The organism is Streptomyces sp. TS71-3, from assembly GCF_018327685.1.
GTDB lineage: Bacteria > Actinomycetota > Actinomycetes > Streptomycetales > Streptomycetaceae > Streptomyces.
The window spans coordinates 2,530,766-2,550,607 of record NZ_BNEL01000003.1; the positions used below are offsets into that span (position 1 = coordinate 2,530,766).

A 19,842-nucleotide genomic window follows, 5' to 3' on the forward strand; every position below is an offset into this window, starting at 1 on the left:
CTCCGCCGGCGCCGGTCCTTCCGGCGGTTCGCCGGCCCTCGGGGGATCAGGCGACCATCGCCCCCGTGTGGGACATGACGTGCTTGATGCGCGTGTAGTCCTCCAGGCTGTAGGACGACAGGTCCTTCCCGTAGCCGGACTGCTTGAAGCCGCCGTGCGGCATCTCCGCGGCCACCGGGATGTGGCAGTTGATCCAGACACATCCCGCGTCGATCTCCGCGGCCATCCGCATGGCCCTGTCGTGGGCCCGCGTCCACACCGAGGAGGCGAGGCCGTAGCGTACGTCGTTCGCCCAGCGCACCGCCTCCTCGTCGCCGCGGGACGGCTGCACGGTGATCACCGGGCCGAAGATCTCCTCCTGTACGGCCTCGTCGTCCTGCCGCAGGCCGGTCACGACGGTGGGCTCGTGGAAGTAGCCCTCTCCCCTCACCGCGGAGCCGCCGGTGGTGATGGTGGCGTGGTCGGGAAGCCGGGTCAGGAACCCCTTGACCCGGGAGAGCTGCGTGGGGTTGTTCAACGGCCCGTAGGCGGCGGACGGATCGTCCGGGGGACCGGTGCGGGTCCTGGCGGCCTCCCGGGTGAGGGCCTCGACGAAGGTGTCGTGCACCTCGGAGTCGACGATGACCCGGCAGGCCGAGGCGCAGTCCTGGCCCGCGTTGAAGAGGGCGGCCTCCGCGATGCCGCGCGCCGCGGCGTCGATGTCCGCGTCGGCGCTCACGATGACCGGCGCCTTGCCGCCCAGTTCGAGGTGGACGCGCTTGACGTCCTGGGCCGCCGTGCCCGCGACCTCCTTGCCGGCCCGGACGCTCCCGGTGATCGAGACCATGTCCGGACCGGGGTGGGCCACCAGGGAGCGCCCGGTGTCCCGGTCCCCGCACACCACGTTGAAGACGCCGTCCGGCAGGAACTCGGAGGCGAGCTCCGCGAGGGCGGCCGTGGTGGCCGGCGTCGAGTCGGCGGGCTTGAGGATCACGCTGTTGCCCGCGGCGACCGCCGGGGCGAACTTCCACACCGCCATCATCAGCGGGTAGTTCCAGGGGGTCACCTGGGCGCACACACCCACCGGCTCCCGCCGCAGCATCGACGTGTGGCCCGGGAAGTACTCCCCGGCCGCCCGGCCCTCCAGATGCCGTGCGGCGCCCGCGAAGAACCGGATCTGGTCGATCATCGGGCCCATCTCCTCCGAGGAGGTGATGTGCAGCGGCTTGCCGGTGTGCCGCGCCTCCAGCCGGACGAACTCCTCCGCCCTGGCCTCCAGCGCGTCGGCGATCCGGTGCAGGGCGAGCTGGCGTTCCCCCGGCGTGGTGCGCCGCCACCGTTCGAACCCGGCGCGCGCGGCCTTCGCCGCACGGTCGACGTCCTCGGGGCCCGACAGCGCGGCCGTCCCCGACGGCTTGCCGGCGGACGGGTCGAGAAGGTCCGTGGTGCGGCCCGACGCCGCGGCCGCCGGGGATCCCGCGATGAAGTTGCGCACGCTCTCGTCGTCGTTCACACCGTCCCCCTCGGGGTGACGGGGGTGAAGTCGTGCTTGGCGATGTGCTCCGGGCGGGGCTGGGGCGCCGCGTACGGCTCGCGCAGCGTGTTGTCGACGCTGTTGAAGACGACGAACACGTTCGAGCGCGAGTACGGGGTGATGTTCCCGTTGGACCCGTGCATGCAGTTGGAGTCGAAGATGGTCGCCGAGCCCGCGGGGCCGGTGAACTGCTCGATGCCCCGCCCCTCGGCGAGTTCGGTGACGGACTCCGTGTCCGGCATGCCGATGGCGACCTTGTGGGTGCGCAGCGAGTTGCGGTGGTGGTCCTTCGGCGTCTCGCCGACGCACGGCACGTACGTCCGGTGCGAGCCCGGAATGATCATCAGGCTGCCGTTGTACGGGTAGTTCTCCGTGAGCGCGATGGACACGCTGACCGCGCGCGGGGTGGGCATCCCGTCCTCGGCGTGCCAGGTCTCGAAGTCGGAGTGCCAGTAGAACGGCCCACCGCCGAAGCCGGGCTTGTAGTTGACGCGGCTCTGGTGGACGTAGACCTCCGAGCCGAGGATCTGCCGCACCGGCCCGAGCACCCGCGGATCCCGTACGAGATCCCGGAAGACACCGCTGATGAGGTGCACGTCGAAGATCGAGCGCACCTCCTGCGAGTTCTCCTCGATGACACTGAGGTCGCCGGCCCGTATCTCCTCGTCGGCCGCGAGGACGCCGATCTCCTCGGTCAGCCTCGACACGTCGGCCGCGCTGACCAGCGCCTCGTCGTTGTGGTATCCGCGCTCGTCGAACCCGGCCAGCGCCCGGTCGGACAGCGGCCCGTCCGCCGGGGCGCCGTACACCACCGGATCGTGGCGGGGCACGGCGGCGGTCCGCTCCGGAACGCGGGTGCGGTACGGGTCTGTCAGGACGGCGGAGTTCATGCGATCCCTTCTTCCGATGTGGTGCGTCTCTTCCGATGTGGTGCGTCCGGTTTGCAGTGTGGTCCGTTCGGTGTGGTGCACGTCGCTGTGTGGCCCGTGCCGTTCGCTCAGTGGCCGGCGTGGCCGGTGTGTCCCCCGCCCCGGGCCCCTTCTCCGGCTCCGGCGGCGTGCGATGCGCAGGCGTCCGGGGGCGGCACGTCCAGCGCCGGGTTGCCGTCGAAGAAGCCGTTCGGGCGGAGGCTGAAGCCGGTGGTGACGACCGGCATGGCGGGCCAGTCCTCGGCGCGCACGACGTGGTGCTCCCCGAAGGTGTGCCAGAGCACGACGTCGCCGTCGGCGAGCGGGCGGTCGGCGGCGGCGTAGGCGGGCAGGCCGTCGCCGCCCCTGCTCTGGTTGGGATAGTCGCCGGCCGCGTACATCTGGGCCGGGTCGTAGGCGGTCACCCACAGGTGCCCGTACACGAACCGGGCCCGGTGCCAGGCCTCGCTGCCCTCCGGCTGCATGGGCAGCAGCCCCGATCCGGGGACGAGTTTGTACGACACGGGCTCCCCGACGCCGTTGCGGCTCCCGGAGTTGACGATGCTCCAGAACCGTCCGGTGGCGGGGTCGGCCAGGCGCTGTTGCGCGGTGGACTCCGAGGCGAGGGGGGTCGCCCGGGTGCGCCACGCGTTCCCGCGCGGGTTGTGCTCGTCCATCGGCAGCGGCTCGGAGTCGACCTCGTACACCGTGTTCTTCTCGCCGTCGACGCTCATGTCCAGCCGCATGTTGAAGAAGTGCTGGTGGTGCGGGCCGTAGAGGCCGGGCGCCACGACGGCGCCGTGGCCGGGGGGCACCTCCGAGTAGGCGCCGGTGGAGATCATGCCGGTGAGCTTGATCTCGAACTGCACGGTGCCGTCGAGGTAGAGGTACCAGAAGTAGCCGTACTGGTAGTTGCCGAGCACGGCGAACGACGAGACGACCAGGCGCCGCTGCCGCCGCGTGACGACGCTGCCGGTGCGGAAGTCGGTGTGCTTCCAGCCGACCCCCACGTCCTCCTCGTGCATGCAGATCGCGTTCGGGAGGGTGACCGGTTCGCCGCTCTGGTCGTGCACCACGGCGTCGAGGTAGTGGATCTCGCCGAGGCAGTCGCAGCCCAGCTCCAGCGCGTTCACCATGAAACCGGCGCCGTACTCGCCCTCGTCGAACGCGTTCTTGCGGTGGTGGGTGAGGCCGGGATCGCCGTACGGGGTGTACATCTCGGCGAGCGAGGCGCGGTGGACGACGGGGCGCACCCGCCCGCCGTCCCGGTAGCCGACCTGGTGCAGGACCAGGCCCTCCCGGACGGTGAAGCCGATGCGGAAGGACCACTTCTGCCACTTGACCGCATACCCGTCCACCGTGAAGCTCGGTCCCTGCGGCTGGGTGATGTCGATGGGGCGCAGGCCCTCCCGCTGCCTGGTGACACCCGGCCAGTTGCCCTCCGGCTCCCACAGCTGCGGGTCGTAGTTGCCGCTGAGTTCGGGCAGCGGTACCGGGCCGTGGTCGGTGACGTCGAGCACCTCCATGCTGTCCAGGTCGACCAGGACTTCGAGGTTCTCGACCGGCCTGGCGTACCCGTTGTCCCCCGGGTGGGCCCGTACGAAGGTCAGCGGGCAGCACAGCCGCCTGCCCGTCGCGTCGTCGAGGTCACCGGCGAAACCGGCGGGCCAGGCGTCCACCATCGCCAGCGAGAAGTCCTGCACGCCGCGCCGGCGCATGGCCTCCTGCCAGCGCCCGTCCCGGCGCACCGCCTCGTCGCACTGGCCGAACTCCTCCTCGGTGATCGCCGGCTGGGCGCCGGGACGGTGGGCGAACTCGGCGAGCTCCATACGGCTGAGGGAGACGACCGCCTCGTACGTGCGCCGCACCGCCCGGTCCCGCAGGACCATGGCGACCTCGCGGTCGGGTACCTCACCCTCCTGCTCGTACCGGGTGAGGGCGCTCTTCACCGGTTCCCTGAGGGAGATCATGACGAACCGCACGTCGGGAGTGATCTCGCGTGCCCGCTTCAGCACCTCCACCGCCGTCCGGATCTCCTCCGGTGACAGGGGTTCCAGCGGATGCTTCGTGTGGGTCCGCTCCTCGGCCAGTACGGACATCGCTCTGCACCGTCCTTCTCTCGGTTCGTGGTGGTGTGGTGGGAGGCGGAGGGATGGGACCGCCGCAGGGTCAGCGCCGCGCTGCCCCCGAGCCGGCGGTGCGGGCGAGGGCGAGGTCGTCTCTGAGGGCCGCGGTGACCGCCTGCCGGTTCCCCGCCAGGTAGAAGTGGCCACCGGAGAAGACCCTGGGGGGCATCGGCCCGGCGGTGCTGAGGGCGCCCCATCCGGCCGCGGCGGCGTCGGGCCGCACGCTGTCGTCCCGCGCCCCGTGGTAGGTGCGCACGGCGCACGGCAGCGCGGGGCCCGTACCGGCGAAGCGGTAGGTCTCCGCCACGGCGTAGTCGGCGCGCAGCCGGGGCAGCACGAGCTCCAGCAGCTCCGGTTCCTCCAGGGTCTCCGGTGTGGTCCCCCCGATGGCGAGGACGGCCTGGAGGAACTGATCGTCGGGCAGCAGGTGCCGGTCCCGTCCCGCGGCGGCCGCGGCGGCGGGCGGCGGGCTGCCCGAGGCCACCAGCAGGGACGGTGGCCGGCCGAGCAGGGTCAGCTCCCGGGCGGCCTCGAAGGCCACGACGGCGCCGAGGCTGTGCCCGAAGAGGCAGTACGGCACGTCCGCGAGCGGCAGCAGCCCCTGCGCGAGGGCGCCGGCCAGTGCCGGCATGCCGGTCAACGGCGGTTCGCCGTACCGCTTGCCGCGGCCCGGCAGCACCACGGGAAGCACCTGGGCGGTGTCCGCCAGGGGATCGGCCCACGTCTGGTAGGTGCCGGTGTCGCCGCCCGCGTGCGGCAGGCAGAACACGCGGGGCCGCCCGTCCGGTTCGAGTCGGCCGGGAGGCACGGCCACCCAGCGGGTCGCGGGGTCCTCGGTCATGGCCTTCCGCCTCCCGACGCCGGCGCGAGGGCGGTGGCCAGGGCCCGGACCGAGGGGGAGGCGAGGAAGACCTCCAGGGGCACGTCGCCCCCGGTCTCCCGGCGGGCCCGGGTGAGGAAGCGCGCGGCCTGAAGGGAGCTCCCGCCCAGCGTGAAGAAGTCGTCCTCGGGCCGGACCTCCTCGCACCCGAGCACCTGCGCGGCCAGGTCGAGCAGCGCGGCCTCGACGTTCCTCGCCGCCCGCTCGCCGCCGGCCCGCCCGCCGGAGGCCCCTTCGCCGGCGTCCTGCCCGTCCCGGCGGCAGTCCGGACCGGTGGGTCCGGTGGGTCCGGTGGCCGGACGGTGCCAGGACACCGGTGGCAGGGCGTCCACGTCCACCTTGCCGTTGGGCGTGCTCGGCACGGCTTCGAGGAACGCGACGGCGGCGGGCACCATGTAGTGCGGGAGCCGTTCTTCGAGGTGCCGCAGCAGTTCCGGGGCGTCGGGTGTCCGGCCGTCGGCGGGTACCACGTACGCGGCGATCCGCTCGTCCACGGGGCGTACGACCGCGGTGCGCACCGCCGGGTGGCGTTCCAGCTGGTTCCTGATCTCGCCCAGTTCGATCCGGTAGCCGTTGATCTTGACCTGGTCGTCGGTGCGCCCGCCGAACAGCAGCACGCCGTTCGGGTCCTGCCGAACCATGTCGCCCGTGCGGTACAGGACGCCGGCGGGGGCGGCAGGAGTGTCGGGGGTGCCCGAGGGGGTCGGGGTGTTCGGAGGGGGCGTGGCCTCCGAGGTGCGCGTGGTGTTCGTGAGCTCCCTGGTGTCCGTGGCACCCGTGGCACCCATGGCGCTTGTGGTACCTGAAGTACCCGAGGTGCCGGTGGCGTCCGAGAACGGGTCCGGGACGAAGTTCTCCGCCGTCAGCTCCGGCCGCTCCCTATAGCCCCGGGCGATGCCCGCGCCGCCGACCCACAGCTCGCCCGGGAAGCCCGGTGGCACGGGCATGCCGTACTCGTCGACCACGTGGACGCGCACGTTCGCCAGCGGCCTGCCGATGGGCACCGACCCGTCGTGGGCGGCACTGTCGTGGCCGGCACCGTCGTCCGGGCCGGCGGGATCCGTGGCGCAGGCCCAGTGGGTGACGTCGATGGTGCATTCCGTCGGCCCGTAGAAGTTGTGCAGGCCGGCCCCGAGCCCCGCGGCGGCGAAGCGCCGGCAGAGCTCCGGTGAGAGGGTCTCCCCACCGCAGAAGACATACCGCAGTCCGGCGACGTCGCGCAGCCCCGGTCCCCTCTGTTCGAGCAGCAGGTCCAGGAGCGACGGCACGCAGGCGAGCACGGTGATCCGGTGGTCCACGAGGTCGCGGACCAGCAGCCGCGGGTCCTGGTCGGCGCCGGCCCGTGCCAGCACGAGGCGCGCTCCGGACACCAGCGGTGCGAAGAGCTCCCACACCGAGATGTCGAACCCGAGCGAGGTGTGCTGGAGGACGGCGTCGCGTTCCGTGAGGGGGAAGGCGCGGGCGTCCCAGGCGAGCCGGTTGGTGAGGTTGCGGTGTTCGACCTCGACGCCCTTGGGCAGGCCCGTGGAGCCGGACGTGTAGATCAGGTAGGCCAGGTCGGACGGTGCCGTACTCGTCGGCATCGGCGTCGGCGTCGGCATCGGTTCCGGTACCGGCCCCGGGGACCGTGCCGTCCCCGGCGGTTCACCGACGCGTCCGTCCGGGGGCGCCTCCTCGCCGCCCCCGTCCAGGGGGACGACCGTGACGCCGGCCGAGGTGAGGGCCGGGGGCCGGCCGTGTGCGAGGACGAGTTCCGCCCCGCTGTCGCGCAGCATGAACTCGATGCGCTCCGGCGGATGGTCGGGGTGGAGCGGCAAGTAGGCGCCGCCCGCCTTGAGTACCGCGAGGACGGCCACGACGGTGGCGGTGCTCCGCTCGCCCCAGACCCCGACCGGGCTCTGCGGCGACAGTCCGCGGGCTCGCAGCTCGTGGGCCAGCCGGTCCGCCCGCTCGTCCAGCTCGCGATAGGTCGTCCGCGTGTCGCCGGACTCCACCGCGACGCGATCCGGCCACCGGCGGGCCGCGCTCTCCACCATGCCGTGCACGCTCACGGATGCCGGGTCCTCCCCGGAGGGCGTGGTCAGCTCCGTAGCCGCCGGGTCTCCGGCGGGGGCCCGGTGCCAGGGCGAGCGGGCGCGGGACAGCGCCGGTCCCTGTGCCGTACGCGGGCGGCCGATGGCGCGGAGCGGGTCCTCGCCTGCCTCGCCCGTCACGCGGGGGAGACGGACCCGCGCCGGGCTGGTCTCCTGTGCTCCGGTTCCGGGCGCGAGTCCGGCACCGGTCTCGGACGGGTGGTCCTGGCGTGTGATGTGTGGCGCGGAAGGGAGCAGTGCACGGCGGTAGGCCACCGCCGGCACGCTGTCCGAGGTGAGCCCGGAGGCGCCGTGCGTCTGGAGGCAGTGCAGGGCCGTCTCGCGAACCGTCCGGGCGACGGCGTCGGCCGTGGCCGCGGCGCGCCCGAAGGCGTCGGGGCCGGGCTCCCGCTCGTCCAGGGCGAGCAGTTGCTCGGCCACCGACAGCCGCAGCCCTTCGAGCCGGCTGCGCGCCGCGGCCAGCGGCTGGCTCACCGCCTGGTGGTGACCGACGGGAGCGCCGAACTGGCGTCGTGCGCGCGCCCTTCGCGCCGCCGCGGCCACGGCGGTGAGGCCGACCCCCAGCAGGTGCGCCGACCGCAGCAGGACGGTCGTCGTACCCGGGTGCAGGGCGCAGGGGTTCTGAGCGGCCGGTTCTCCGCCGGCCTCGGCGGGGGCGGCCGGCTCCTCCGGTACGTGGTCCTGCGCACCGCCATCCTGCGCACCGCCGTCCTGCGTCCCGCCATCCCGCCGGACCGTGAAGCGCACGGTGACGCGCTCTTCCCCCAGCCGGCTGTGCCAGGTCGTCCCGGTGCCGGTGTCCCGTAGCGGCGCGATGCCGAGGTGGGCCGTGTCGGTGCCCACCAGGACCAGCAAGTCCGGTGGCGGACCGGGAACGTCCACGGCGACACGGAACGGGGACGCCGCGGCGGCGCCGCGGTACGCGCCCGAGCCCGGAGTGCCGTTGGACGGGTCCGTGCACGTCTCCGCCGTGCTCCCACCGGCGGCCGGAGGCTCCGAGGCGGTCATGGCGAGGGGACACACGCGTGCCGTGACCTGCCCGGACAGCAGGGCGGCGGTGGTGTCTCCCGCCGGGTCCAGGGCGGCTACGAGGGGGGCGGCCAGCAGGTCGTCCAGGACCTCGCCGGGCAGCAGGGCCTTGCCGGCCTCTTCCGCGAGCAGCTGGGCCTCGCGGCGGGCTAGGCCCCGGCCCTGACGCGACACCGGCAGCAGTGCACCGGTGAAGTCCCGGTCCGCCATGGCCCGGCGGACGCGTGCGACGTCCGGCGCGTACGGTGCCGGGGTGTGCGGTGCCGGGGTGTGCGGTGCCGGGGTGTGCGGCGCGAGTGCGTCCGCATTTGGTGCCGGACGCCCCTCATCCGGTGGGCCCGCACCCGTGTACGGCCGAAGCCCGTCGCCGGCCTCGGACAGCAGGTCACGGAACTCCTCCCGGAGCTGGTGGTGCCATGACGCGAGTAGGGGCATGTCACTCTCCCTCCCAGGGGTCGCCGCCGTCGAGCAGTTCCGTGGCGACGGCGTCGAGTTGCATCGGGGAGGTGCCGGCCGCGAGCGTCAGACCGGGTGCCTCCGCCAGGGCGACGGCGAGGTCGGGGAAGGCCTCGGCGAACGGAAGATCCTCCTGGGCGCCGGAAGCGACGGCGTCCGGACCGGTGACGGTGCCGGCCGTGCTCGCCTCGCCCGCCGCGCCGGCCGCGCCCACTGCACCTGCCGGGTCAGCGCCGGCCGTGTCAGCCCAGGCCGGGGCGCCGAGAAGCTGTCCTGCCAACAGGGCCACGCGTTGCGCGAGTTCGCTGGCCCACCACTTGGCACCCGCGGCCGCGGCGCCGTTCTGCCGTCCGGTGTCCAGGTCCTGCACGGCGCGCCAGGACAGCAGGCGTGCGGCGCGCAGTTCGGCGTCGAGTTCGTCGAGCGCGTGCCGTTTCGTCTCCTCTTCCAGCCGGCCGGACGCGTCGAGCGCGCTGACCAGGTTGTCGAACCACCTGCGTGCCCGCCCGGCGAAGCAGATGCCCGTACGTTCGAGGCCGAGCGCCTCCGTGATCAGAGGCCAGCCACCGCCGGGGGCTCCCACCAGCGCGTCCGGCCCGGTCTCGACACCGTCGAGGCGTACCCGGAAGAGCTGCTCGGGGTTGAGGGTGTCGAGGGGGTCGACGTGTACGCCGGGCGTGTCGAGCGGCACGATGAAGAGGCTGAGCCCCGCGTGCTTGCCACCGCTGCGTGCACCGGCCCGGCCGCCGGATTCCGCGTGGCCCCCCGGCGCCGCTTTCGCACCGCGTTCCGCCCGGCCTCCGAGCCCCGCCCGGTCCGCCGGAGTCTCGCTCCCGCCCGGCGGCGGTACGGCGCGTGCGGCGCAGACGGCGAACTCCGCTTCCGCGGTGCGCCCGTTCCAGACCTTGACCCCGTCCAGCCGCCAGCCTTCTCCGGCCGGCTCCGCCGTGGTGGTGAGCGCCGCCAGGTCGCTCCCGGCGTCGGGCTCGGTGTAGAGGACGGAGAAGAGGCTTCTGCCCTCGGCCATCGCCGGCAGGTGGCGGCTTCGCTGTTCCCCGGTGCCGCCGGTGAGGAGGGAAGCGCCGGCGTTGTCGATCGTGTTCACCCGCGCGCTGTCCGGTACGCCGGCGAGTGCGAGTTCCTCGGCGACCACGGCCGCGGCGTAGGGACCCGCTCCCAGCCCTCCGTACCGTTCGGGCCAGTGCGGTGCCAGCCACCTGCGTGCGCCCAGCTCCCGGTAGACGGCAGCGGCGTGGGGCATGCCGTGCTCGGCCGCAGCCCAGCAGCGGCGCGTCTCGTCGCGTAACCGCGGTTCGGACAGCAGGCTCCTGACGGCCTTGCGCAGTCCTTCGTGCGTGTCGGGTGAACCCTGCACGGAAGAACCCCCAAACTCTCGTGAGTGGTGACCTCGAACCTTGTGAACAACCCTGTGAACGGCTGGGCATTCCGTACCTCAGTGCCCACATATCCCGTTGTGTGGCGGAGGCATGCAATCCGAGTATGTACGCCCGGCCCGACGGCGTGTCAACTCAGGGCGGTAAGCGACAAAAACGCTGTACGTGTAACCCAGGAGGCGAAAAAGAATGGCGAGTTACCCTTCGGGGTTCCCGCAAACATCCCTGAATAAAGAATCTTGGAATTCGGGTTTCACCGTACGGTCACGGATGTGCCTGCTCCCGCCTCACCCCAGTTCACGCCTCTGTGGCCGGTCACAGGCCGGCTTGATCGGGGTAAGGGGCACATGCGCAAGTTGACATGGATATGCGGCACACCTAGCGTCATAAATCGCTACTCGAATGCGGCAGAGCGCTGGATGCGCAGTTCTTGATCTCACCCGGATCCGTCATCTGCGCCGTTACGGTGTTCTGGTCCGCGTATTCGCACGTCGTCGCAGTCTCTTGATCGAAATTGTTCGGTGTGCTGATCCACGCGCCGATTGTCACGACCGCCGCGGGAATCCAGCACCGACGCCTCCTCAAAGCTGCGCATGGCACGGCCACGCGTGATTTCCCACCTCTGCGTGCCGTCCACATCTGTCTATGCCGTCCACGTCCGGAAGGCGCCTCATGCAGCCGTTACAAGCCGGCAGTTCCTCCCTTTCCGCTCCGCGAACGGACACCGAAGCGCCATCCCCACCGCCTACGGGGCGCCTCGCCGTGCCCCGTCAGGCGGGCGGAGTCGCCCCAGCCCGGCGGCAGGTGGCCGGAGCCGAACCGGCGGAACCGGCGCCTGTGCCGACGGAGGCCGAGCAGACGCTGTGCTCGGCTTTTCACGGCGCCCGCGTGACCAGCGAGGTCGGCTCGCTGCGCCGGGTGCTCGTGCACCGGCCCGGCGAAGAACTGGAGCGGCTGCTCCCGGACAACCACCGGGACCTGCTGTTCGACGACATCCCCTGGCTCCACGCCGCCCAGGCGGAGCACGACACCTTCACCTCCCTGCTGCGCGGCGAGGGCGCCGAGGTGGTCGAACTGACCACCGTGCTCGCCGCCGCGCTGGCCGACCCCGGGGCCCGCGAGGAACTGGCCACCGCGGCAGCGGACGGAGGGCGGCTCGGCCGGCCGCTGGCCGCGGCCGTGCGGCAGCACCTGCTGGAAGCCGAGGCGGGGCCTCTGGCGCGGCGTCTGCTCCGGGGTATCACCCTCGGCGAACTCCAGGAGTGGGCCCCGCACCGGACCCGGTACGCGCTGGCGGCATCCACCAGGCCACCCGAGTGGTTCGTCCTCCCGCCCCTGGTCAACTCCCTCTTCGTGCGCGACAGCAGCAGCTGGATCGACGGTGTCTGCGGCACCCACCACATGTCGTCGGCGGCCCGCTTCTTCGAGGGCCGGCAGTTGAGGACCGTGATGCGGGTCGCGGGCGCCGACGATGTCTGGGCCGGGGCCACGCCGCCCGTCGCCATGGAAGGCGGCGACCTGCTGCTGCTCGGCGAGGGCTGCGTCCTCATCGGCATCGGGGAACGCACCACCCCGGCGGCCGCCGAGGCGTTCGCGCAGCGGCTCCTCACCACCGGCGCGGCACGCCGGGTGTTCGGGGTGATCATGCCGCGGGAGCGGCAGAGCATGCACCTCGACACCGTCATGACGATGGTGGACCGGGAGACCTTCCTCGTCAGCAACGTGCACGAACAGCGCTGCCACTACGTCGAACTCTCCCTGGCCCGGCAGGGCGAGGTCAGGGCCGTGCCGCTCGACGACCCGTTCGCCTCCTTCGCCGGGGCCCTCGGCCTGCCCGCCCTGCGGCGGGTGGAGACCGGCGGCGACGACTTCGGGACCCGCAGGGAGCAGTGGAGCGACTCGGCGAACGTCCTGGCCCTGCGCCCCGGAACGGTCGTGGCCTACGACCGCAACACGGTGGCCAACCAGCGGCTCGACGAGGCGGGCATCGAGGTGCTCGTCATTCCCAGCTCGGAGCTCATCCGCGGCAGGGGCGGCCCGCACTGCCTGACCTGCCCGCTGCTGCGAGACCGCTGAACGCGCGTAACGGCAGCGGACGGCACCGGACCGGACCACCGGGCGAGCACGAGGAATCACAGGAAATCCCAAGGAATCACAAGGAATGCAGGCAAACACAGAAAAAGGAGCATCATGACACTCTCACCCCAACGCGCCGCCCACGACGGCCGGTCCACGGCCACGATCACGCCGCCGCCCGACGAGCAGAAGGACACCGTCCGGTCGGTCTACCAGCGCGTCGCCGAGGAGTACGACGAGCGGATTCCCGGCGCCGGACCCTCGGACGACATGTTCACCGAGGCGGAGCGTGACTTCCTGCTGAAGCAGATCCGCCCGGGGGAGGACGTCCTCGACGTGGGATGCGGAACCGGACGGTTCACCGTCCCGATGGCGGCCGCGGGAGCGCGGGTGAGCGGGCTGGACATCTCCGCCCCCATGCTGGACGTGGCGCGGCGCAAGCTGGAGGCCGAGAACGTCACGGCCGACCTGCGGGAGGGGGACATGGCGAGGATGCCGTTCCCCGACGCGTCGTTCGACACGGTCAGCAGCATGCTGGCGCTGATGCACCTGCCGCTTGAGGACCGCCCCGCGGTGTTCGCCGAGATCCAGCGGGTGCTGCGGCCCGGCGGAAGGATGCTGCTGGGCGTGAAGAACTCCCTCTTCGAGCAGCTCTTCAAGGGCGACCGGTTCGCCTCGGTGGACGTCACCGACGTCGAGGACAAGCAGCTGCGGTTCACCGGGACCCGCAGCGGCGAGGAGTACACCGCGCCCTGGTACAGCTTCAGCCCGCACGAGCTGGAGACCCTGTTCGCCCGGGAGGGCATGCGGGTGACGCAGATGCGGGGCAACTCGCCGATCGCCGTGTGGCTGGCCGACGAGGTGCTGCGCGACCCGGGCATCGCCTCGCTGGTCACCCGCGCTGAGCGGCTGCTGGGCACGGTGCCGCCGTTCAATCACTTCGGGTACCACCTGCTGGTCGAGGCGGTGAAACCGCGCGTCTGAGACGACGCCGCCCACGCGTGACGGGAGCCCCGGGGCAGGGGCCGGGAGAGTTCGGCCCCTCGCCCCGGGGCTCCCACGTGTGCGGGCGCGGCGGACGCTCGTCCGGGCCCTGGGTCCCGTTCCGGCAATCGGGCCCTCCAAGCGGAAGCGATCGGACCGTCCGTCTCGTACTGGCGATTGGACGGTCCGTCTCGTACTGGCGATCGGGCCGCCCTCCCGTACCGGCGATCTGATTATGGGGTTTTCGTTCCCGCCGTCCGGGGGTATGCAGAGTGCATGGGTGCTTCGACGACCGGTTCATCCACGCCTGCCACACCCCCCACGCCCGCCACGCCTGCCGAGCTGAGAACGTCCAACCTGCTGGGTGCGGCCTCCCTGGCGCTGAGCGACCTCCTGCTGAGCGGGGTCACCGCCGCGACGCAGACCAGCCGCAGCGGTGCCGCCGCCCTCGTCGTCCTCGCCGGCGCACCCGGCGTGAGCGTCACCGAGCTCGGCCGCCGTATCCAGCTCAGCCAGTCCGCGGCCACGCGCATGGTCGAGAACCTCGAAAAGCAGGGTCTGGTCTCCCGGAAGAGCTCGTGGGCGAACTGGGTCGGCCTTCACCTCACCGAGCTCGGAACGCGCGCGGCCCAGGAACTGCTGGGTGCCCGCCGTCAGGCGCTCGCCACCGCGGTGAGCACCCTCGACGAGGACGAGCAGCGCCAGCTCGACACGCTCCTGGGCAAGCTGCTTGCCGAGCTGTGCCACGAACCGGGCGACGCCGACCGGCTCTGCCGCCTGTGCGACCGGCTCGCCTGCGTCGCGCAGGACGCCGTCTGCCCGGTCGGCGAGGCCGATCGCCGGCTGCACGGGCCGTCGGACGGCGGGACAACGGGCCGCGACGGCGGCACGGCCGGCACGGACGGCGCGGCTTCCGGCCAGCGCCCCGCGGCGCGCTCCGGCGCCCGGCGGCCGGCGGCGCGGGGCCCGGACTCCACCGGGCGCCCCAAGGGGCCACCCCATGCCGGCTGACGCCCTGGCCCTGCTGTCCGCGCTCTGCTTCGGCCTGGCCCACTTCGGCAACGGCCTGCTGGCCCGCCGCGCCCCCGGGGCGTCGGTGGCCTTCTTCGGGCAGCTCGGGGGCACCGCACTCGTCCTGGTGCTGGCCTTGTTCGCCGCCGCCCCGCATCCCGGCGATCCGGCGTCGCTCGGGTGGGGTGTGCTCTCCGGGCTGGGTACCGGGGTCGGTGTGGCCTTCCTCTACCGGGGCCTCGGGCACGGGCGGTTCAGCGTCGTCGTGCCGCTCAGCGACGTGGCCGCCGTCGCCCTTCCCGTCCTCGTCTCAGTGGCGCTCCTGGGCGACCGGCCGAACGCGGTGGCGTGGATCGGGATCGCGCTGTCGCCGTTCGCGCTGTGGCTGGTCTCGCGCTCCCGCAGCGCTGATGCCGGCTCCTCGGGCGTCCCCGCCGCCGAACGCACGGCCTCGGGCGCCCGCGAGGGACTGATCGCCGGCGCGGGCTTCGCGCTCCAGTTCATCGCGCTGGGCCGGGCGGATCCGGACGCCGGAATGTGGCCGCTCGTCGCCAGCAGGATCGCCTCGCTGATCGCCATCCTGCCGATGGTGTCGTTCAGGCCCGGCCGGCTGCGCCTGCCGGGCCGGCTCGCCTGGCTGTCCGCGGGCGCGGGGTCGCTGGGCACCATCGCGATCGTCCTGTACACGCTGGCCACCCGCGAGCAGCTTCTCTCCCTCGCCGTGGTCCTCACCGCCCTCTACCCGGCCATCCCCGTCCTGCTCGGGGTGACGCTGCTCCGCGAGCATCTGACCAGGGCCCAGCTGGTGGGCCTGCTGTGCGCGGGCGGGGCGCTCGCCCTCATCTCCCTCGGGTGAACACGGCGCCTTCCGGATGAGTACGGCACCTCCCGGTGGATGCGGCACCCTCTGGGTGCGTCATGTACCCGGGCCCACCCCGCTCGTCGCGACGCGGTTTACCGGGCGTGGCGGGGTGCACACCCCTCACATGCCCGCAGAAGCGGACAACCTCGCGGTCGATGTCCTGCTGATCATCGCTCGGCGGATGTTCACACGGCGTTGGTCTCCACTCGCTTCCATGGGCGGGTTGCCCCCCACCCCCGCCCATGTGTGCCCATGCGAGGAGCCTCCATGTCCCCCGAGTCGATCACCACCACGGCCGAGTCCGAACGCGCCGGCAGGCCTGAGATGGCGAACGGCACCAGCCGCCGCCGGTTCCTCCACGGCGCGGGGGTCGCCACCGGAGCGCTGGTGCTCTCAGGGACCGCCGGGGTGGGCGGCGCCTACGCCGCTCCGAAGCCGAAGCCCGTCCTGCCCAGGGGCTTCAAGGGTGACATGTCCGACCTGAGGCATGTCGTCATCCTGACGCAGGAGAATCGTTCCACTGACCACTATTTCGGCACGTTCCCCGGCGTGCGCGGCTTCAACGACAAGCAGGCGCTGCGCTTCCAGGACGGCACCACCGTCTTCCAGCAGAAGGACGGCAAGGGCGCCATCGTCACCCCGAAGGTCGACGACGGGGCCTGGGGCAACGACCACGGAGCGTGGGGCGACCTCGACCACCGCAAGTGGGACCTGTGGGTGCAGCACAACGGCGCCAGCTGCATGAACTACCACAGCGACGGCTACATGAGCTTCTACCACGCGGTCGCCGCCCAGTACACCATCGCCGACCAGAACTTCTGCTCCGAGTTCGGGCCGACCGACCCGAACCGGAAGTATCTGTGGAGCGGTACGGCGGGCAGCGAGACGGGCAACACGGACGAGTCCAACTACTCCCGGCCCTGGACCACGGTGGCCGAGCAGCTCCAGCAGGCCGGCATCGACTGGCGGCTCTACTCCGACAACAGCGGAGACGGGCGGCAGGGCTACATCAGCACCTGGGTCGGCGACTACGGCGACAACGAGCTGAAGTACTTCAAGGGCTTCGACCCGGAGGGGCTGAGCGCCGACGACCCCAAGCTGCAGCCCGGTACCGGCCTGATCTGGCGCGGCAACGCCACGTACTACTCCGGCATGACCTCGCCGAGCGACGACTCCGAGGCGAACCTCGACGCCGTCCTCAAGAGCCTGCACGACGCCTGCCGGCCGGGCGCGGAGCACCCGCTGCCGGCGGTCTCCTGGATCGTGGCGCCGTACGGCTGGTCCGAGCACCCGAGCGCGGACACCCTGCACGGCGAGCGCTACGTCAAGAAGGTGCTCGACATCCTGCAGGGCAACCCCGAGATCTGGGACCACACCCTCTTCATCCTCAACTACGACGAGAACGACGGGAAGTTCGACCACGTGCTGCCGCCGTTCCCCGAGGCGGGCACGGCGGGCGAGTACACCGGCGACTACCCGCTCGGCTTCGGTCCGCGGGTGCCGATGCTGCTGGTCTCGCCGTGGTCCCGCGGCGGCTACGTGGCCTCGGAGGTCTTCGACCACACGTCGACGATCAAGTTCCTGGAGGTCTGGTCCGCCCACCTCGGCAAGCCGTTCCGCTGCCCCAACATCAGCGACTGGCGGCGCTCGATCGCGGGCGACCTGACCAGCGCGCTCGACTTCGCCCACCCGCAGACGGGGCCGGCCGTCCTCCCGGACCCGCTCGCCGAGCGGCCGGTGTCGATCCCCACCGACCACATGAAGGCGCGACCGCTGAGCTTCCACCCGCACGCGACGATCTCGGAGGACCGCGCGTCGGGGACGGTCACCGCCCGGATGACCATGGCCGGCGGCCCGAAGGACAAGGCCCTGAGCTTCCAGGTCTTCCCCGACGACTACCAGGCGTTCTCCAGCACGCCGTTCACCGTCACCGCCCGCCAGGCGCGCGAGTACACCTGGGACGCCATGGCCACCGACGGCAAGTACGCGTTCTCGATCTACTCCAACGACGGCTTCGTACGCTCCTTCGCCGGCCGGATCGCGCCCGCCGGGCAGAAGGACGGCGCCCTCCCGCGCGTGGAGGCCGACCTGCTGAAGGGCGAGGGCACCAAGCAGGCCCAGGTGAGGCTCACGCTGCACAACGACGGCAGCAAGCCGGTGCAGTACACGCTCACCGCCAACGACCACCTCACTCGCACCCAGAAGGTCACGGTGGCCCCCGGCAAGAAGGAGGCCGTCATGTGGCCGGCCCAGCAGGGCCACTACGACGTGATCCTCACCGCCGGCACCGACGCCGCCTGGACGCAGCGTTACGCCGGCCGGATCGCCACCGCCAAACGGGCCTGACCGGCCGGGACATCCCTGGCGACGGCGACCGTCCTGGCCGCCGTCGCCGGCGTGCTCGCCGACCCCGTCGATCCGGGCCTGACGGTCGGTCGAGCGCCATCACCGCTCGACGCCTTGAGTATGGTGCGGACCATGACTGAGCACGACGATCGACAGGCCCGCTTCGAGCGGGGAATGGCACTGCTCGACGAGGTCAGCGGGGGACAGGGCCAGGGTGTCATGGACTCGCTCGCCGACGTCTCGCCCGAGCTGGCGCGGCAGATCGTGGCCTGGGGTTTCGGTGAGATCTACGCCCGGCCGCAGCTCGTGCCGAGGGACCGGCAGCTGGTCACCATCGGCATCCTCACCGCCCTCGGCGGCTGCGAGCCCCAGCTGCGCCTGCACATCAACACGGCGCTCAACGTCGGCGTCGAGCCCGTCGAGATCATCGAGGCGCTGTTGCAGTCCGCCGGCTACTGCGGCTTTCCGCGTGCGATCAACGCGACCAACGTCGCCAAGGAGGTCTTCGCGGAGCGCGGCCTGCTGCCAGTGGAGGGGACGCGGTGATCGGGGTTCCCCCTCAGTAGCCGACGGTGAAGCGGCGTTGGATGTGGCGGGGCACCTCGATCTCGTCGAGGATCGCCACGGCCAGGTCCTCGGCCGAGATCCCGGTGGTGCCGCCGGCCTGTACCAGCAGGGCGTCTCCTCCCACCCGGAAACGGCCGGTGCGTCCGCCCGGCACGACCTGTCCCGCTGAGGGGCTCAGGTAGGTCCAGTTGCGGTTGGACAGCCGGTGGAGGTTCAGCGCCTCACGGTGTGCGGCGACGACCTTCGCGTACTCCGGGGGGACACCCAGCCTCTCGGGCAGTGTCTCGGCGAAGCCCTCGACGTCCATCACCTGGAGCCCGGGCCTCAGTTCCAGGCTGCCCGCACCGCCGACCACGATGACCCGGGTCGCCGGGTGCTGTTCAAGCGCGGTCAGCAGAGCGCGCGCCACCAGCGGAAACGTGCCGGCGTTGGCGATCGTCGAGGGGAGGTCGTGACCCACGTTGATCGCATTGACGACGACATCGAGCCCCGCCACGCCTGCCCCGATGCCGTCCGCATCGAGGATGTCGACGGTCTTCCAGGTCACGGTTCCGGATTCGGCCGGGATTCCCGCCTCCGTGCGGGTGAAGGCCGTGACGCGGTGCCCGCGGCTCACCGCCTCGTCGAGGACCTTGCCGCCGATGGTCCCGGACGCACCGAGGATGCCTGTCTCCATGAGCTGACTCCCACTGAGAACTGGGTGATGACTGATTCCGGACCCGTCGGAAGACTCAGACCTTCTCCCCGACCGGAGCGTGCAGGAGGGACTCCCAGCGGTCGAGTTCGGCCAGGCGGGAGCGCAGGGACCGCCGGATGCCCTCGACGGCGTCCGCGCCGACGGCCAGGCGCAGGGGCGGCTCTTCCATCGCTGTGACGGCCATGATCGCGTCCGCCACCCTCTCCGCGTCGCCGAACGCCGAAGGCGGCTGCGCGGAGAAGTCCGTGAGGAACTTCCCGACCGTCGGCGCGTACGCGTCGTCCGGGGCGACGACGTGGAGGCTGGTGGCGAACTCGGTCGCGAAGACGCCGGGTTCGACGATGGTGACCTTGGCGCCCGTCGGTGCGAGTTCGAGGGCGAGGGCTTCGCTGGCCAGTTCCACGGCGGCCTTGGAGGCCGAGTACAGGCCAGAGGAGGCCCACGCCAGCTGGCCGTTCATCGAGGACATCTGGACGATCCGGCCGCGGGACGCGCGCAGCGCCGGGAGCGTGGCGCGCAGGACGGCGAGGTTGGCCAGCACGTTGGTCTCGAAGATCGCCCGCGCCTTGCCGGCGTCGATCTGCTCGACGGAGCCGAACAGCCCGTAGCCGGCGTTGTTCACCAGGACGTCAAGACCGCCCGCCGTCCGCACGGCGTCGGCGAGGAACTGCTCCGTACCGTCCGCCGTGATGTCCACCTCGATCGTGGTGAGCTTGCCCTGCGTGGCGTGGTCCGCGAGCTCGGCGAGCCGGTCGCGGCGGCGGCCTACGGCGATCACGTGGGCGCCGGCGGCGAGCGCGCGCTCGGCGACCAGCCGGCCGAAGCCCGAGGTCGCGCCTGTGATGAGCCAGGTTGAAGTCATGTCGGAAACCCCCTGGAGAGGGCCGTGCGGTGGGCACG

General features: G+C 72.1%; 14 protein-coding genes. 6 read left to right on the forward strand and 8 right to left on the reverse strand.

The features are described 5' to 3' along the window. Positions 1 to 46: 46 nt before the first annotated feature. From Sm713_RS34815 to Sm713_RS34840, 6 genes are all read right to left on the reverse strand, one after another. A complete protein-coding gene (locus Sm713_RS34815; protein WP_212913929.1) occupies positions 47 to 1,492 on the reverse strand; it encodes a gamma-aminobutyraldehyde dehydrogenase in 1,446 nt (481 codons plus the stop codon). After that, the gene (gene thpD, locus Sm713_RS34820; RefSeq protein WP_212913930.1) at positions 1,489 to 2,403 is read right to left on the reverse strand and encodes an ectoine hydroxylase; all 915 of its coding nucleotides are present in this window, start codon (positions 2,401 to 2,403) and stop codon (positions 1,489 to 1,491) included. Before thpD ends, Sm713_RS34815 begins: the two co-directional genes overlap by 4 nt. A 107-nt stretch (positions 2,404 to 2,510) precedes the next feature. After that, positions 2,511 to 4,520 carry a primary-amine oxidase gene (locus Sm713_RS34825; protein WP_212913931.1) on the reverse strand — a complete coding sequence of 670 codons (2,010 nt, stop codon included), beginning with the start codon at positions 4,518 to 4,520 and terminating at the stop codon, positions 2,511 to 2,513. 70 nt (positions 4,521 to 4,590) lie between these two features. Then, positions 4,591 to 5,388: a thioesterase II family protein gene (locus tag Sm713_RS34830; protein WP_212913932.1), complete on the reverse strand. Its 798-nt coding sequence runs from the start codon at positions 5,386 to 5,388 to the stop codon at positions 4,591 to 4,593. Further along, on the reverse strand, positions 5,385 to 8,984 hold the full coding sequence (locus Sm713_RS34835) for a non-ribosomal peptide synthetase (RefSeq protein WP_212913933.1): 3,600 nt from the start codon (positions 8,982 to 8,984) through the stop codon (positions 5,385 to 5,387). Before Sm713_RS34835 ends, Sm713_RS34830 begins: the two co-directional genes overlap by 4 nt. 1 nt (position 8,985) lies before the next feature. Beyond that, entirely contained in the window at positions 8,986 to 10,380 is a 1,395-nt protein-coding gene (locus Sm713_RS34840) for an acyl-CoA dehydrogenase family protein (protein WP_212913934.1), read from the reverse strand. Positions 10,381 to 11,287: 907 nt separating this feature from the next. On the opposite strand from Sm713_RS34840, the gene Sm713_RS34845 reads away from it, so the two are divergent. The 6 genes from Sm713_RS34845 (at position 11,288) to Sm713_RS34870 (ending at position 18,224) form a co-directional block, all read left to right on the forward strand. Next, complete coding sequence (locus Sm713_RS34845) at positions 11,288 to 12,475, forward strand: arginine deiminase family protein (protein WP_249416888.1); 1,188 nt, start codon at positions 11,288 to 11,290, stop codon at positions 12,473 to 12,475. Between the two features lie 114 nt (positions 12,476 to 12,589). Further along, a complete protein-coding gene (locus Sm713_RS34850; RefSeq protein ID WP_212913936.1) occupies positions 12,590 to 13,459 on the forward strand; it encodes a class I SAM-dependent methyltransferase in 870 nt (289 codons plus the stop codon). Between the two features lie 276 nt (positions 13,460 to 13,735). After that, positions 13,736 to 14,470 carry a MarR family winged helix-turn-helix transcriptional regulator gene (locus Sm713_RS34855; RefSeq protein WP_212913937.1) on the forward strand — a complete coding sequence of 245 codons (735 nt, stop codon included), beginning with the start codon at positions 13,736 to 13,738 and terminating at the stop codon, positions 14,468 to 14,470. Beyond that, complete coding sequence (locus Sm713_RS34860; protein ID WP_212913938.1) at positions 14,460 to 15,326, forward strand: EamA family transporter; 867 nt, start codon at positions 14,460 to 14,462, stop codon at positions 15,324 to 15,326. Before Sm713_RS34855 ends, Sm713_RS34860 begins: the two co-directional genes overlap by 11 nt. 273 nt (positions 15,327 to 15,599) lie before the next feature. Further along, positions 15,600 to 17,678, forward strand: a complete 2,079-nt coding sequence (locus Sm713_RS34865; protein ID WP_212913939.1) for an alkaline phosphatase family protein — start codon at positions 15,600 to 15,602, stop codon at positions 17,676 to 17,678. A gap of 132 nt (positions 17,679 to 17,810) precedes the next feature. Next, positions 17,811 to 18,224: a carboxymuconolactone decarboxylase family protein gene (locus Sm713_RS34870; protein ID WP_212913940.1), complete on the forward strand. Its 414-nt coding sequence runs from the start codon at positions 17,811 to 17,813 to the stop codon at positions 18,222 to 18,224. A 13-nt stretch (positions 18,225 to 18,237) separates the two neighbouring features. Here Sm713_RS34870 and Sm713_RS34875 read toward each other — a convergent pair whose 3' ends face one another. Beyond that, the gene (locus Sm713_RS34875) at positions 18,238 to 18,921 is read right to left on the reverse strand and encodes an NAD(P)-dependent oxidoreductase (RefSeq protein WP_212913941.1); all 684 of its coding nucleotides are present in this window, start codon (positions 18,919 to 18,921) and stop codon (positions 18,238 to 18,240) included. 55 nt (positions 18,922 to 18,976) lie between these two features. Beyond that, positions 18,977 to 19,804: an SDR family NAD(P)-dependent oxidoreductase gene (locus Sm713_RS34880; protein WP_212913942.1), complete on the reverse strand. Its 828-nt coding sequence runs from the start codon at positions 19,802 to 19,804 to the stop codon at positions 18,977 to 18,979. Between the last annotated feature and the right edge of the window lie 38 nt (positions 19,805 to 19,842).

Bases quoted from the DNA above. Each gene is read 5' to 3' on its own strand.
- Sm713_RS34860 (WP_212913938.1), top strand. From the start codon at position 14,460: ATGCCGGCTGACGCCCTGGCCCTGCTGTCCGCGCTCTGCTTCGGCCTG.
- Sm713_RS34850 (WP_212913936.1), top strand. From the start codon at position 12,590: ATGACACTCTCACCCCAACGCGCCGCCCACGACGGCCGGTCCACGGCC.
- Sm713_RS34825 (WP_212913931.1), bottom strand. From the start codon at position 4,520: ATGTCCGTACTGGCCGAGGAGCGGACCCACACGAAGCATCCGCTGGAA.
- Sm713_RS34870 (WP_212913940.1), top strand. From the start codon at position 17,811: ATGACTGAGCACGACGATCGACAGGCCCGCTTCGAGCGGGGAATGGCA.
- thpD (WP_212913930.1), bottom strand. From the start codon at position 2,403: ATGAACTCCGCCGTCCTGACAGACCCGTACCGCACCCGCGTTCCGGAG.
- Sm713_RS34855 (WP_212913937.1), top strand. From the start codon at position 13,736: ATGGGTGCTTCGACGACCGGTTCATCCACGCCTGCCACACCCCCCACG.
- Sm713_RS34835 (WP_212913933.1), bottom strand. From the start codon at position 8,984: ATGCCCCTACTCGCGTCATGGCACCACCAGCTCCGGGAGGAGTTCCGT.
- Sm713_RS34875 (WP_212913941.1), bottom strand. From the start codon at position 18,921: ATGGAGACAGGCATCCTCGGTGCGTCCGGGACCATCGGCGGCAAGGTC.
- Sm713_RS34830 (WP_212913932.1), bottom strand. From the start codon at position 5,388: ATGACCGAGGACCCCGCGACCCGCTGGGTGGCCGTGCCTCCCGGCCGA.
- Sm713_RS34865 (WP_212913939.1), top strand. From the start codon at position 15,600: ATGTCCCCCGAGTCGATCACCACCACGGCCGAGTCCGAACGCGCCGGC.
- Sm713_RS34880 (WP_212913942.1), bottom strand. From the start codon at position 19,804: ATGACTTCAACCTGGCTCATCACAGGCGCGACCTCGGGCTTCGGCCGG.